Source organism: Microcoleus sp. N9_A2 (assembly GCF_036701775.1).
Lineage (GTDB): Bacteria > Cyanobacteriota > Cyanobacteriia > Cyanobacteriales > Microcoleaceae > Microcoleus.
Genome location: NZ_JAUBRH010000013.1, coordinates 39,503 through 53,413, shown reverse-complemented (window position 1 = coordinate 53,413; position 13,911 = coordinate 39,503). Strand labels below are relative to the sequence as shown.

The 13,911-nt window shown below is 45.6% G+C and carries 13 protein-coding genes; 10 read left to right on the top strand and 3 right to left on the bottom strand.

What is annotated here, in order from left to right; genetic code table 11:
• The first annotated feature begins 113 nt into the window (after nt 1–113).
• Together QUA44_RS10700 and QUA44_RS10695 are read left to right on the top strand one after the other, a co-directional pair.
• Entirely contained in the window at nt 114–1,448 is a 1,335-nt protein-coding gene (locus QUA44_RS10700; RefSeq protein WP_333250632.1) for a TrkH family potassium uptake protein, read from the top strand.
• Between the two features lie 141 nt (nt 1,449–1,589).
• Nucleotides 1,590–2,285: a TrkA family potassium uptake protein gene (locus QUA44_RS10695; protein ID WP_333250634.1), complete on the top strand. Its 696-nt coding sequence runs from the start codon at nt 1,590–1,592 to the stop codon at nt 2,283–2,285.
• 797 nt (nt 2,286–3,082) lie between these two features.
• Here the strand turns inward: QUA44_RS10695 and QUA44_RS10690 are convergent.
• Entirely contained in the window at nt 3,083–3,316 is a 234-nt protein-coding gene (locus QUA44_RS10690) for a hypothetical protein (RefSeq protein ID WP_333250636.1), read from the bottom strand.
• 311 nt (nt 3,317–3,627) lie between these two features.
• Here QUA44_RS10690 and QUA44_RS10685 point away from each other — a divergent pair, with 311 nt between their 5' ends.
• Nucleotides 3,628–4,227, top strand: a complete 600-nt coding sequence (locus QUA44_RS10685) for a sulfite oxidase-like oxidoreductase (RefSeq protein WP_333250637.1) — start codon at nt 3,628–3,630, stop codon at nt 4,225–4,227.
• 626 nt (nt 4,228–4,853) lie between these two features.
• Nucleotides 4,854–5,549 (top strand): PEP-CTERM sorting domain-containing protein, encoded by a 696-nt coding sequence (locus QUA44_RS10680; protein WP_333250639.1) that lies wholly within the window; start codon nt 4,854–4,856, stop codon nt 5,547–5,549.
• 322 nt (nt 5,550–5,871) lie between these two features.
• On the opposite strand, the gene QUA44_RS10675 is transcribed toward QUA44_RS10680, so the two are convergent.
• Nucleotides 5,872–6,180 (bottom strand): mechanosensitive ion channel domain-containing protein, encoded by a 309-nt coding sequence (locus tag QUA44_RS10675; RefSeq protein ID WP_333250640.1) that lies wholly within the window; start codon nt 6,178–6,180, stop codon nt 5,872–5,874.
• Nucleotides 6,181–6,458: 278 nt separating this feature from the next.
• Between QUA44_RS10675 and ahcY the strand changes: the two genes are divergently transcribed.
• The 3 genes from ahcY to QUA44_RS10660 all read left to right on the top strand — a co-directional run bounded on the left by ahcY (nt 6,459) and on the right by QUA44_RS10660 (nt 10,296).
• The gene (ahcY, locus tag QUA44_RS10670; protein ID WP_333250642.1) at nt 6,459–7,736 is read left to right on the top strand and encodes an adenosylhomocysteinase; all 1,278 of its coding nucleotides are present in this window, start codon (nt 6,459–6,461) and stop codon (nt 7,734–7,736) included.
• Nucleotides 7,737–7,890: 154 nt separating this feature from the next.
• Nucleotides 7,891–8,505, top strand: coding sequence for a DedA family protein (locus QUA44_RS10665; RefSeq protein WP_333250644.1), 615 nt, complete (start codon nt 7,891–7,893; stop codon nt 8,503–8,505).
• 366 nt (nt 8,506–8,871) lie between these two features.
• A complete protein-coding gene (locus QUA44_RS10660; protein ID WP_333250646.1) occupies nt 8,872–10,296 on the top strand; it encodes an NADP-dependent isocitrate dehydrogenase in 1,425 nt (474 codons plus the stop codon).
• Between the two features lie 92 nt (nt 10,297–10,388).
• Here QUA44_RS10660 and QUA44_RS10655 read toward each other — a convergent pair whose 3' ends face one another.
• Nucleotides 10,389–10,997 (bottom strand): glutathione S-transferase N-terminal domain-containing protein, encoded by a 609-nt coding sequence (locus tag QUA44_RS10655; RefSeq protein WP_333250648.1) that lies wholly within the window; start codon nt 10,995–10,997, stop codon nt 10,389–10,391.
• Nucleotides 10,998–11,066: 69 nt separating this feature from the next.
• Here QUA44_RS10655 and QUA44_RS10650 point away from each other — a divergent pair, with 69 nt between their 5' ends.
• The 3 genes from QUA44_RS10650 to QUA44_RS10640 all read left to right on the top strand — a co-directional run bounded on the left by QUA44_RS10650 (nt 11,067) and on the right by QUA44_RS10640 (nt 13,781).
• Nucleotides 11,067–11,459, top strand: coding sequence for a DUF2358 domain-containing protein (locus QUA44_RS10650; protein ID WP_333250650.1), 393 nt, complete (start codon nt 11,067–11,069; stop codon nt 11,457–11,459).
• Nucleotides 11,460–11,536: 77 nt separating this feature from the next.
• On the top strand, nt 11,537–11,731 hold the full coding sequence (locus QUA44_RS10645) for a hypothetical protein (RefSeq protein ID WP_333250652.1): 195 nt from the start codon (nt 11,537–11,539) through the stop codon (nt 11,729–11,731).
• Nucleotides 11,732–11,972: 241 nt separating this feature from the next.
• The gene (locus QUA44_RS10640; protein ID WP_333250653.1) at nt 11,973–13,781 is read left to right on the top strand and encodes a mechanosensitive ion channel family protein; all 1,809 of its coding nucleotides are present in this window, start codon (nt 11,973–11,975) and stop codon (nt 13,779–13,781) included.
• The last annotated feature ends 130 nt before the right edge of the window (nt 13,782–13,911 follow it).

The window sequence follows — 13,911 nt, the reverse complement described above, 5'->3', positions numbered from 1 at the left end:
ATTTGTCGGTTTCCTCTCAAATCGAAAAATCTCAAATCTAAAATCGATTTGTCGGTTCCCTCTCAAATCTAAAATCTAAAATCTCAAATCTAAAATCTCAAATCTAAAATCGAATGACTGTCTCGCGAACCATTTGCTTGGGCTTTCTCGCCGTCATCACCGCAGGTGCTCTACTACTGATGATGCCCTTTTCCACAATTGATGGAACTTGGAGCGATCCAATAACAGCACTGTTTACCTCTACTTCCGCTGTCTGCGTCACCGGCTTGTCGGTTGTGGATGTCGGAAAATATTACTCTTTTTGGGGGCAACTGTGCCTCGTTTTACTGGTGCAAATAGGAGGCTTGGGCTACATGACAGCCACGACTTTCTTGCTGCTGTTATTGGGCCGCCGCTTTGGCTTGAAAGACAAAATTGCCCTGCAACAATCTCTCGACAAATCCGGGCTAGCCGGCGTAGTACAACTGGTGCAGTCAATTCTAGCAACAACACTTTTGTTTGAATTAACAGGAGTGTTTTTGCTGATGACGGTTTTCGTCCCCCAATACGGATTTAAAGAGGGTGTGTGGTCTGCTATATTTCACAGCGTTAATTCCTTTAACAACGCGGGTTTTAGCATCTATTCAGATAATTTGATCGGCTACATCAATTCGCCTATGGTTAACTTCACTGTCGGTGGTTTAATCATATTTGGCGGAATCGGCTATGAAGTAATTATGGAAATGTACCTGTGGCTGCGCGATCGCTTGAAGAAAAGCCCTATCTGCACAGTTTTTTCCCTGAACTTCAAAGTTGTTACCACTACAACGGCTGTCCTTTTAATTTTAGGAACGCTAGCCTTTTTGGTGCTGGAATACAACAACCCAGGAACTTTCGGCTCTCTAAATTTTCCTCAAAAAGTGATGGCAGCTTGGTTTCAATCTCTTACTCCCCGCACGGCGGGATTCAATACAATTGACATTGGCAAAATGAGCGAAGCCTCGCTATTTCTGACTATCGCGCTGATGTTTATCGGCGCCAGTCCTGGCAGCACCGGCGGCGGAATCAAAACCACAACTTTTAGAATATTGTTTTGCTGTACCACAGCAGTTCTCGAAGGCCAGGAAGATGTGGAGTGCTATCAGCGTCAAATCCCGCCAGCAATGATTCTAAAAACCATTAGTGTAGTCTTCGGTTCCATGTTGGTCGCGTTCACATCTGCAATTTTAATTGAGCTGACCAATCCCGAAGTAGAATTTATCGCAGCGCTGTATGAAGCAGTTTCAGCTTTTGCCACGGTCGGTCTTTCCACAGGGATTACAGCCAAGATTTCAGCGATCGGTAAGCTGGTTTTGATTGCTACAATGTACATAGGTCGGGTTGGCGTGTTGCTGCTGATGAGTGCTGCCTTCGGCGATCCCAAACCCAGGTCTTTTAAGTATGCTGAGGAAAGTTTGTTAGTGGGATAAAAAAAATCCTGCCTCGTTGCTGATAATCTAAACAATGGGTGACAACCCAAATCAACTTTTACTATTTAGTCACAAATCAAAAGGAGGCGGCGCTGTCTTTGCTACAATTTAAAAAGCAAGACTTTCAGCGCTGGATATTGAGTGAACCTGTCATCTTTGAATTTTTTTAGCGGTTTGCGCGTCGAAAACAAGCAGTTTGCAGTTATTGGTTTGGGACGCTTCGGCAAAGCTGTGTGTTCGACCCTGCATGACTTGGGTTACGAAGTCCTCGGGGTTGACACCGACGAAAAAAAAGTAGCTCAAGCTTTGAACGATCGTATAGCTGCTCACGTTTTACAGTTAGATTCTACGGAGCCTAGCGCTCTTAGGGGAGCGGGTATATTTGAATTTGAAACGGTGATTGTGGCGATCGGCAATTACCTAGCAGAAAGCATTACCACCACCCTAAATCTTAAGGAAGGCGGGGTAAGTCACGTAATAGCCAAAGCTTCCTCGGAAACTCACTTGAAAATCTTGCAAAAAGTCGGCGCAGATCATGTGGTTTTTCCAGAACGAGAAATGGGCCATTCTTTGGCCCGAATTCTTACAAAACCCAGCATTTTAGAACGCTTTGACCTCGACCCAGATCACAGCATAGTTGAGTTACTCGTTCCTGAAAAATTTGACGGTAAAACAATTTCGGATTTGGAGCTCCGGCGCAGGTATGGTTTGAACTTGCTAGCAGTCGGTCGCACCGACAAGTTCGAGATCAATCCGCAGCCGAACCAACGCTTGAGCAAGGGCGAGGTGATGGTAGTAATTGGTTCTAATAAAGATATCAATCGCTTGCCAATTTAACAGCTCGCCATTTGACGCACATACAACAACAGTCTTGGACTCTTGACACTCCCCTGCCTAAAGGCGAGGGGATTCTTAATTCAGCGAATAACATTTAAGTGTTGCGTCATGAAAGGCAATACTCCGACCTTTTAACGGTAGAAACCTACCAATTAACGAGCCTGATTCGCAGCCACCAAGCGCGGGTCTGTCTCCAAAAGCGCACTATAATATTGATCATTAGTTCGGGTATGCCCTACCCTACTTAACAAAAAGAAAATTATTTTGTTTACTGGAGTTGGGGCTGTTTTGTTTAGTCCCTGACTGTTTATAGAGTTTTCGCCGCTCTTTGTCCCCCGGTTTACGCCTAAAAGTGTGTCTGAGTCTCTGTTTCACTTCGGGCGAAGGAGTTTAACCTTGACTTTTCTAATCTACTACAAAACCAGCAATTACCGGATTTTTTGGAATAGATTTAAGAAATTAAAGCCGTCAAGCGAAGGACAGGGTTTTAAACCCAAATTTTTGATAAACCCGGTTTCTTGGGTTCCGAGTGCCTAAGTTCTAAACAAGTCTTGCGGGATCTGTGAAAATTTCAGCCCCCCACAAACCCGGTTTATCTTAGATAAACCGGGTTTCTCTGTCGATCTTTATGTTCTAATTTTTAACCGAAATATCTAAATTTAATTTCACCAATGCTGGGGTTGATTCCACCTTTGCGACCTCCTATGAGAACATAGCGAGACAAATAGCGAAAATTTCCACAAAGTAGCATTACCTGATCGCGCTCCCGCAAATCTAGGAGCGCTAGCACTGAAAATTCAGCCGACTTTCAAGAGATCTTCCAAATAAGCTTTGCCGAAAACCAGCACCGCCAACACTAGAGCGAGTTCAACAGGCCAAGGACACACCGCCACCAACCAAATTAACGAACACATTCCAATAATTGCAGCTATGGGAGCCGGAATTCCGTCTAGCGTTCTGTTGTCAGTCCCGGCAGTCACCCACCAAGCAATCAAGCATACCGTCAACGGAATCAAGCAACTTGTGATCATGATTTTTACCCCATCAATTTTTTTACATATGGCGTCTGAGCATATTGTAACAATACATCAAAGATTCGGAAATGCACCATTAATTACGATACAATTTAAGGTTAGGTAATTCATACGCTGGGGTGATAAATTTTAAAAATTTTTAGCTTCGGCTCTCTCCAAAGGCAGAATTAGGCGGGCATAAAGCATGATTTGGGGATTTTTATTTCGGCAGAAGTGATGAAAGCTTTCTACCTTGAGATGAATTGCGATGCGCTCATCTCTGCAAGTTATACTCAGGATTGCAGTCAGTTACTGTAGAGCGTGAATCAATGCTGGGCAAATTTTTTCGTAAGCCAGAATCAGAAAATAGCGATCGCGTCCCCCCTGGTCAATACCTCGCCAACGGTTTTCCTGTGCTGACCTACGGAGATACACCCTCCGTTAGTATTGAGAGTTGGGAATTTAAAGTCTGGGGATTGGCCAAACCACAAACCTTCACTTGGTCGGACTTCCAGGCAATGCCCCAAACTAACTTTACTGCGGATTTTCACTGCGTCACTCGGTGGTCGAAACTCGATGTGCAGTGGACGGGAGTCAAAGTCACAGATTTTTTGAAGTATGTAGAAGTCGATCCGAAAGCTCTGCACGTCATGGAACACTGCTACGGTGGCTACACTACCAACATTGCGATCGCCGACTTCCTCCGAGAAGAAAACTTTTTCGCCCACACGGTCTTCGGCGAACCACTATCCCCAGACCACGGTGGCCCAATGCGGCTCGTAGTTCCCCACTTGTACGCTTGGAAAAGCGCTAAATGGATTAACGGCCTGGAGTTTACAGAAACCGAAGAACTCGGTTTTTGGGAACGCAACGGCTACCACCAGCGGGGCGAACCTTGGGCAGAGGAACGCTACAGCGGTCTTTTTTGATGCGGGCGATCGGGAGCAAGGACCGGGCCAGAGCTTCTCTACACAATCTTTGTTGAGGGGCAATTCGCTCTTTTACCGCTTCAGTCTGTAGAAATTGCATCTCCTCGATCGCGTCTTTGGGATATCTCACGCCACGGGATCTATTTAATTTAACCAAAATACGTAGACCCAACGATCGCATTTTGTAGGTAATTTACCCGATAGATAAACTACTTTAACTCCCCTATACAAGTCCCAAAAAACAAATATTCCCAGTTTGCGGTTAATAGAAAACTCCTTTAACTGTCAGTACACAGGAATATGACCGTATTTATACTTAAGTGTTTGCTGTTGATGATTTAGACTTGATAATCTCATAAAAAATTAGCATAATCCCGCTCTAAATCACTTGGGCTTACCCGCGCTCCCATGCCCGCAACTGCAAGGTTTCAAGCCACAATTTTTATAATTATTTAGTGGGTATTGTTAGGGATCGATAGCCCGCAGGTAGATGCGATCGACAGCATTTGTGAAGGTCATGTAAAGGCTTGATAAAGAATATGTCAAACTTTACCTAAAGTGAACCAAATACAAACAAAGTATCGCATAATGAAATTATTAAGACCCTCGCACAAAAGGAACAGGTTATGAATACCAAACTCTTATCCGCCCTCACAGCTACCGCAGCCGCCACAGCTCTGTTTGGCGCCGGAGCTCCAGCTCAGGCCTTCTCCTTTGGTACCAACGGCATCACATTCAGCCAAGATACAAGCGTCAAGTTTAACTTCAAAGAATCTCACGGAATGTACCAATCCTCTGTGGGAGTCTACAGTGTGAAGGACTCGGCGGTCTCTTTAGTTAAGACCCTGTTTTCGGAAACTAAATCCTCAGACAACTGGAACGAGAACGAATGGAAAGGAACTCTGGGCAATACAGTCTTGGATTCGGGTCCCGTAGTATTCACATTCCTGGCCAATCAAATTTACACTTTGGGGCTCGACAGCGGCTGGGGTGGTAGTGTCTACTCAACCTCAGCCTTGAACAGTGGCAGCCAGCAAGCCGTGTTTGGCGGCTCGCCACTTTGGAGCGACCTCAACCTAGAAAAAACGAACAAATTCGGAACGGCTGGAAGTTTCACAGACGGATTAAGTTCTCTGTTTGACAAAGGCAAAGGCACAACAATCTCCTTTGACGATCGCGGCGGCGGCAACGACGCAGACTTCCAAGACTTCACCGTGAGCGCAGAAGCAGTTCCCGAACCGATGACAATGACTGGTTTGGCTCTCGGCTTGGGCGGATTGGTTGCAGCACGCCGTCGCCGCGCTAGCAAGACGGCTTCATGATTTGTTTCAACCGGAACAATCTCCTCAATTACGTTTGACAACAAAATAAAATTTTATTTGGAGGCGCGCTAATGAGAAATAGGCTCGCCTTTTGCTTGATTTGAAAAGTCACAAGGAAGAGGGAAGAAGTCAGAAGAAAGATTTTTCCCACTCTCCCACTCTCCCACTCTCCCCCTCTCCCACTCTCAGCCTTGGTTTTTGTCCGCCGCACCTGTGCTGGTTCCGGCAGCGTCCAATAGCAGAATTGTTCAGTTGACAGTTGACCGCAAGAGGGCGACCTCTACCTGGAAGGAAGAGGATTGGAGTAATGAATAGTCTTCTTTTAATTTCTCCCGATCGGGCTTTGGGCTTTAAACCAATTCTTTCTGGTAAATACGATCGCCTTCGGCACGATAACTGGCTCTCCCAGATCACTAATAATTTGAGTTGAACGCAGCAAAATCTTTTCAACAGTACCTTCAAAGCCTTCTACAATTATCCGATCGCCAAATTGCAACGGTTCGTGCAACAGCAAAAATATTTCCGCTAAAAAGTATTTGAAGATGTCTTGGAATGCGAAACTAATCCCTACTGAACAAAGTCCTAACCAACTGATGATATCTGCCGGACGCAAAGCCGGGAACGCAATCAAGCAGGCGCTTAAACTGTCAGCAGACCCAGTGAGAGTGTCAAATAATTCCAGAACAGAACGCTACGCTAACACAAAAGATTGAGCTCCATCGGCCGACAGGAATGTTTGACTCTTACTGTGGGTGTGACTCCATCGACTCGTTCGCTAATCATTAAAACACAATCAAAATTTAAGATTAGCAGCGCCGACCCCGATCGAGTAAAATCACAGCACTTGCCCGCCGATGACTTAATCTGCTAAAACTAACAAAGTTTGATGATTTCTGGAAAATAACATACATGGTTGCTACATCCGTCAAGATTAAACACGAAGTCAAAGACTTGTCCCTCGCCCCGTTGGGAAAGCAACGCATCGAGTGGGCCGGCCGCGAAATGCCAGTATTGCGCCAAATTCAAGAACGCTTCGCTAAAGAAAAGCCCTTCGCAGGCATCCGTATTTCAGCTTGCTGCCACGTAACCACAGAAACAGCCCATTTGGCGATCGCCCTGAAAATGGGCGGCGCAGACGCTGTACTCATCGCTAGCAACCCCTTAAGCACCCAAGATGACGTAGCCGCTTGCTTAGTTGAAGACTACGGCATTTCCGTCTTCGCCCTCAGAGGAGAAGACGCGGCTACCTACGAACGGCACGTTAACACAGCCCTCGACCACCGCCCCAACATTATCATCGACGACGGCAGCGACGTAGTAGCAGCCCTGATCCAGCACCGCCCGAACCAAATTGCCGACTTGATCGGAACCACCGAAGAAACTACCACCGGCATCGTGCGCCTGCGGGCAATGTTGAAAGACGGCGTGCTGACTTTCCCCGCCATGAACGTCAACGACGCAGACACCAAGCACTTTTTTGACAACCGCTACGGCACCGGTCAATCTACCCTAGACGGCATTATCCGCGCTACCAACATTTTGTTAGCCGGCAAAAATATTGTGGTTGCAGGTTACGGTTGGTGCGGCAAAGGCACGGCACAACGGGCTCGCGGCATGGGCGCTAACGTAATTGTCACCGAAATCGATCCGATTCGGGCGATCGAAGCAGTGATGGACGGTTTCCGCGTCATGCCAATGGACGAAGCAGCCAAAGTCGGCGATATCTTCATCACCGTTACCGGCAACAAACACGTCATCCGTGCCGAACATTTCGACACCATGAAAGACGGCGCAATTGTTTGTAATTCCGGTCACTTTGACATTGAAATCGACCTCAAATCCCTCGGCGCAAAAAGCACCGGCGTGAAAACAGTTCGCTCTTTCACCCAAGAATACCGCCTCAATAACGGCAAGTCGGTTATTGTCTTGGGCGAAGGCCGTTTGATCAACTTGGCAGCAGCCGAAGGACACCCCAGCGCTGTCATGGATATGAGCTTTGCTAACCAAGCCTTAGCCACTGAATATCTAGTCAAAAATAAAGGCAAGTTAGAAGCAGGAATTCATTCAATTCCTGTGGATGTTGACAAGGAAATTGCGCGTCTCAAATTGGAAGCAATGGGAATTCACATTGATACCTTGACAGCCGAGCAAATTGAGTACACCAACTCCTGGACTTCGGGAACTTAATCATAGCTTCTCGTTGATCATTTATCGTTCCTAGGCTCTGCCTAGGAATGAATAGACGGAGGCTCTGCCTCCCTGGTTCGCAGTCGAATGACTAATGACTAATGACTAATGACTAATGACTTCTTCTGTACCTATTACCAATTATTAAAGCAAAATGGTTGAATGGATAACTAACACAATGCAGTCAATGGGCTATCTGGGCATTGGACTGTTGATGTTCTTAGAAAACCTGTTCCCGCCCATCCCCTCAGAATTGATTATGCCCCTGGCAGGATTCACCGCATCCAAGGGCGATATGCAGTTGGCACCGGCGATCGCAGCAGGGACAATCGGCACAGTTTTAGGAGCGCTTCCCTGGTACTATGCAGGTAAATTATTGAGCGAAGAACGCTTGAGGGATTTAGCCGACAAATACGGCAAATGGATCGCAGTATCCGGCGCCGATATTAACAAAGCAAATAGATGGTTTACCAGACACGGCAACAAAGCCGTATTTTTGTGTCGCCTCGTACCGGGAGTTCGCACCCTGATTTCCCTGCCCGCAGGCATCAACAATATGCCTTTAATTCCCTTTCTGGCATACTCAACAGGCGGGACTATTCTATGGGTAAGTTTTCTAACCTTGGCCGGATATAAACTAGCGGAAAATTATGAACGTGTAGATGAATATCTTGCTCCTGTTTCCAAAATAGTTGTGGTGATTGTTGTCATCGGATTTATTTTGTGGGTTATCAAGAAGAATATGCAGAAGGAAAAATATCGCAAATAAACCCAAATATCCTCAAAATAATCTGCGTTAACCTGCGTAAATCTGCTGTCATCTGTGGTCAAAAAAAAATCACCATTGTGACTTGCTTCAACGATGTCCCGAACAGTAGCGCTGAAAGATAGATGGGCATACTTGAGAGAAACTTCTGCTATCTTTGCTACTTTTTTTAAATTTAGTTTTAAATTTAGTTTTAAATTTGCGATCGCCAGATTAGCACAGTCACCGGCAGCCGCTCGCTTATGGTTTTTTCTTCCCTCTTCCTTCTTCCTTCTTTTCACGCTGAGCGAAGCCGAAGGGCCTTCTTCCTTCTTCCTTCTGGTATAATCGTGGCAAAATAGGGAACATTGGTATCCGCACTGTTAAGATATGTACGAAAAGATTGTAGCCCCGACCACTGGTTCTAAAATTACATTCAAAGACGGTTTGCCGATCGTCCCCAACGACCCAATTATTCCCTTCATACGCGGCGACGGTACGGGCGTGGACTTGTGGCCAGCATCCCAGAAAGTCATGGATGCCGCAGTAGAACAGGCTTACGGCGGCCAGCGAAAAATTAACTGGTTCAAGATTTACGTAGGCGACGAAGCCTGCGATGTCTACGGTACATACCAATATTTGCCCCAAGATTCCCTAGACGCCATCAAAGAATACGGAGTCGCCATCAAAGGCCCGCTGACAACCCCAATCGGTGGCGGAATTCGATCGCTAAACGTAGCATTGCGGCAAATCTTTGACCTCTACGCCTGCGTGCGCCCCTGCAAATATTACGATGGAACCCCATCGCTGCACAAAACTCCCGAACTCCTAGATGTAATTATTTACCGGGAAAATACAGAAGATATTTACCTCGGAATTGAATGGGCAAAAGGCAGCGAAATAGGCAAAAAGTTGATTGAATACCTCAACAATGAGTTAATTCCAGCAACACCAGAACACGGCAAAAAACAAATTCGCCTCGATTCGGGAATCGGAATTAAACCAATTAGCAAAAGCGGTTCCCAGCGTTTAGTGCGGCGGGCTATGACTCACGCTTTGCGGTTGCCAAAAGACAAGCAACAAGTAACCTTGGTGCACAAAGGCAACATCATGAAATACACCGAAGGAGCTTTCCGAGATTGGGGTTACGAACTAGCAACCACCGAATTTCGGAACCAATGCGTGACAGAAAGAGAATCTTGGATTCTGGGCAACAAAGAACGCAATCCCGAGATTAGCTTAGAAGACAATGCCCGCCAAATCGATCCGGGATACGATGCCTTGACTCCCGAAAAACAAGCTAAAATCCGCCAAGAAGTTGCCGACGTTCTGTTTGCAATTTGGGACAGTCACGGTAAGGGTAAGTGGCAAGAAAAAATCATGGTTAATGACAGAATTGCTGATAGTATTTTTCAGCAAATTCAAACCAGGCCAGGCGAATATTCGATTTTGGCAACCATGAATTTAAACGGCGATTACTTATCCGATGCGGCGGCTGCAATTGTCGGCGGATTGGGAATGGGCCCCGGCGCGAATATTGGCGATGAATGTGCAGTTTTTGAGGCGACTCACGGCACTGCACCGAAACACGCCGGTTTGGATAAAGTCAATCCCGGTTCCCTGATTTTGTCGGGGGTAATGATGTTAGAATATATGGGATGGCAGGAAGCCGCAGATTTAATTAAAAAAGGTTTGGGCGCGGCTATTTCTAACGGTGAAGTTACCTACGATTTGGCGAGGTTGATGGAGCCGCCTGTGCCGGAACTGAAGTGTTCTGAGTTTGCGGATGCGATTATTAAGCATTTCGCTGATTAGGTTTTAAATATTCTTTAACCGCAGGTGAACGCGGACAAACTTAGATCTAATTAATGATATCTTTGTTTGTCTGCGGTTAATTTTTTTGATTTTTACATCGCGGGGACAGCCATGCCGCGCTCAACTGCTGGGCGCTTCTGCAAGGTTTCTACCCAGCGTTTGAGGTGGGGGTGGTTGTCGAGGGTTAATCCTTGAAATTCGTAAATAGCAACCCAGGGATAAGTAGCCATATCGGCAATTGAATATTCGCCGCAGATGTATTCGGATTTTTCTAGTTGAGTGTCTAATACTCCGTAGAGTCGCAATGTTTCTTTTTCGTAGCGTTGAATTGCATAAGGAATTTGTTCTGGTGCATAGCGTTTGAAGTGGTTTAGCTGACCGAACATTGGCCCGACGCTGGCCATTTGAAACATCAGCCACTCGATAACTTGAAAGTATTTTTCTTTGTCGGTGGGGAGAAATTTGCCGTTTTTTTCTGCTAGATAGATCAGGATGGCGCCGGACTCGAAGACGGTGATGCCGTTATCGCGATCGACTATTGCCGGAATTTTGCTGTTGGGGTTGATGGCGATGAACTCTGGGCTAAATTGGTCGTTTTTTGTGATGTCGATGACGTGCGTGTTGTAGGGTAAACCTATTTCTTCGAGCAGAATCGAGACTTTGCGTCCGTTGGGCGTGGTAAAAGTGTAGAGGTCGATCATAAATTATCCGCCTTTTCTATAGCAGGTATAAACTATATTATAATCATTTTAGGCAAATCCCTAATCATCATGAATATTATTCAAATTATCACCGAGGACTACCGTAGATTTCCTGAAAATCAGACTTACAGCATTTATGCTAAAGATGTTTATTTTGAAGACCCTCTACATCGATTTACAGGAGTCGATCGCTACCAAAAAATGCTCGGGTTTATGGGAACTTTTTTTCAACAAATTCAACTCGATTTGCACGATATTTCTCAGTCGGGAGATGCCATCGAAACTCGCTGGACTCTGAGTTGGATAGCACCGCTACCTTGGAAACCAAAAATGGCGATTAGCGGGAGAAGCGAACTGAAGGTCAACAGCGACGGTTTAATCGTTTCCCACATTGATTACTGGAATTGTTCGCGCTTTGATGTGCTCAAACAACTTGTATTTCCCGTCGCTACTCAAAAGTAACTGTCGCTTGCTGCGTTACCTTGGCTTGCTATGCACCAGGTAAAACCTTTTTTAATTTGCCCGATTAAAGGCGATAGATGATTGCCGATCGGGCGATCGCAGAATTTACCAGCCACTACTATGACAGCGCCTCAATTTCTCATCTAGTCAAACAGTCTTGGGTGCAGCGTTATAATGGCAGCTTTGGTGGCGAAACCGGCGATCGAACTCAACACTTTAGTCGATCGAGTCAGGCCTCACCACCATCATTTGCTCAATTCCTCTGGCTTTGAGCGATCGAACCTAAAGGCCACCCTGTTGCGCCATCATTTTTGGCTTAATGGCGACAGCGCAGATTGCGTTATCAATTGCATTCTGTAGCAATCAAACCCAGGTGATATCGTTTCCGGTTGCATCGGAATGATTTAACCACAGAGAACACAGAGAACACAGAGAGGTCAGAGAGAAATGAATAATTCCGATGCTAACGGAATTGATATGAGACCTTGATACAAATATGCAATGTGTAGAAAAATGTCTTGCTTGAACTGGATAAATCTTAATTCTCGTCGAACTAATTACCTGTGGCGCAAAATTGCCTTGGGAATTGGTGCATTCATCTTCCTCTTGGGCGCGTCGATAGTGCCAGTGGCCGGACAACCCTCATCTCCAGAACCACAGCGATTATTCAATATCTATTCCGGTAACGATGGTACTAACTTTGTTGTCGGTGATGTTTATTTAGATGGTCGTCCGATATTTGCTTTGACAGCTCCTGCACTCAACACCAAGCAGCAAGAAGCAATTTCTCTTTCACCCATTCAGCAAAGAGTAAAAACCGTTACAAATCAGCTTCAAGGAATTGCCAATACCAACTTTGAACCGGGAAAATTAGAAGTCGATTACAGCGTAGACCAAACAAGTCAACTTCCAATTATTTCTGTTAATAAAAACTATTTGATGACCGTTACCACTGACGATGCTCGCCTCTACGGAGTCGAACTAACCACTCACGCTCAAAACTTGACTCAAATTATTAAAAACGCCCTGCTTGCGTCTCAACGGGAGCATCAGCCAAAGTTTTTAGCAAAGCAGGCATTGCGAGCGGGCGGAGTCATCCTATTTATGCTCCTGCTCAGTCTGGGAATGCGCCTCAGACAGCGCTATATCAAAGCCCGTTATGCAGCAGTCTTAACACAGATCGAACAACTCAATGCTTCCCAAGAGCAAGTAGAAGATTTGTCTGAACAGGAGCAGGATGAAGCTGCAGCGATTGCTTGCAAACAGCAACAAAAAATTGCTCGGAAGCAGCGGCTCAAATTTTGGTACGAAGTGCGACAGCGGTTATTGCAACTCGGCCAGCTTGGCCTGTGGGGAGGCGGAATTTCATTTTGTTTGAGCCTGTTTCCGCAGACTCGATGGCTGCAATCACTATTGCTGAAAAGTGTGAGCGTCACCTTACTCAACTTAATCTTAATTGGGGCTGCAACTTACCTAATACTTCGCATCAGCTTCGTTGTAATTGACCATTTTGTAGCAGCTCTCAGTCAGGGACAATTCCTTCAAGATAGTGTATCAGTCCGAAGGATTCAGCGGCTAAAAACTTTTTCTGGCGTGATGAAGGGAGCTAGCGGTTTCTGTTGTATTGCTGCTGGCGGATTGACTGCTTTGTCAATTTTGGGTGTTAATATTGTGCCGCTTTTGGCAAGTGTGAGTATTTTTGGGTTGGCGATTTCCTTTGGCTCTCAAAGTCTTGTCAAAGACATGATTAACGGATTGTTTTTTCTCTTGGAGGATCAGTATGGGGTTGGCGATATAATCACTGCTAACAATGAAAGTGGAACCGTGGAAACAATGAACCTGCGGGTAACTCAATTACGGAACCAAGATGGCGATTTAATTAGTATTCCAAATGGCAGTATTACGATGGTGAAAAACCATACTAGCAGTTGGTCTCGTGTGAATTTAGGTATTGAGGTTGCTTATAATACCGATATTGACCGTGCGATCGCCGTAATTAAAAAAGCAGCGACTCAAATGAGTTTGGATTCTGAGTGGCAAGAATTAATATTAGAACCTCCCAAGGTACTTGGCGTTGATGCGTTTGGTGAAAATAGCATTACGATTCGCCTCTTGATTCAAACTCAACCCCTGAAAAAGTGGGAAGTCGGACGCGAGTTTCGCCGGCGATTGAAGCAGGTATTTGATGAAGAAAAAATTTCTATGCCATTCCCCCAGCAGTCCATCTGGTTTAAAAATTCGCTGCAAGATGTCTCAAAGGGCGATCGTAATTCCAATGGATCGCACGCTTTAGATGAAAGGTATGACCAAAAAATGCGATGAGTTCGCGATCGATCCATCGGACACGATTTAACTTTTATTGCTATTGACATCGCACCGATTTTGTGCTGTGTTGACAATTGGCTGTGTCCGGCGGGCGATCGACCAAATTAATTACCCCACTAAATTAATC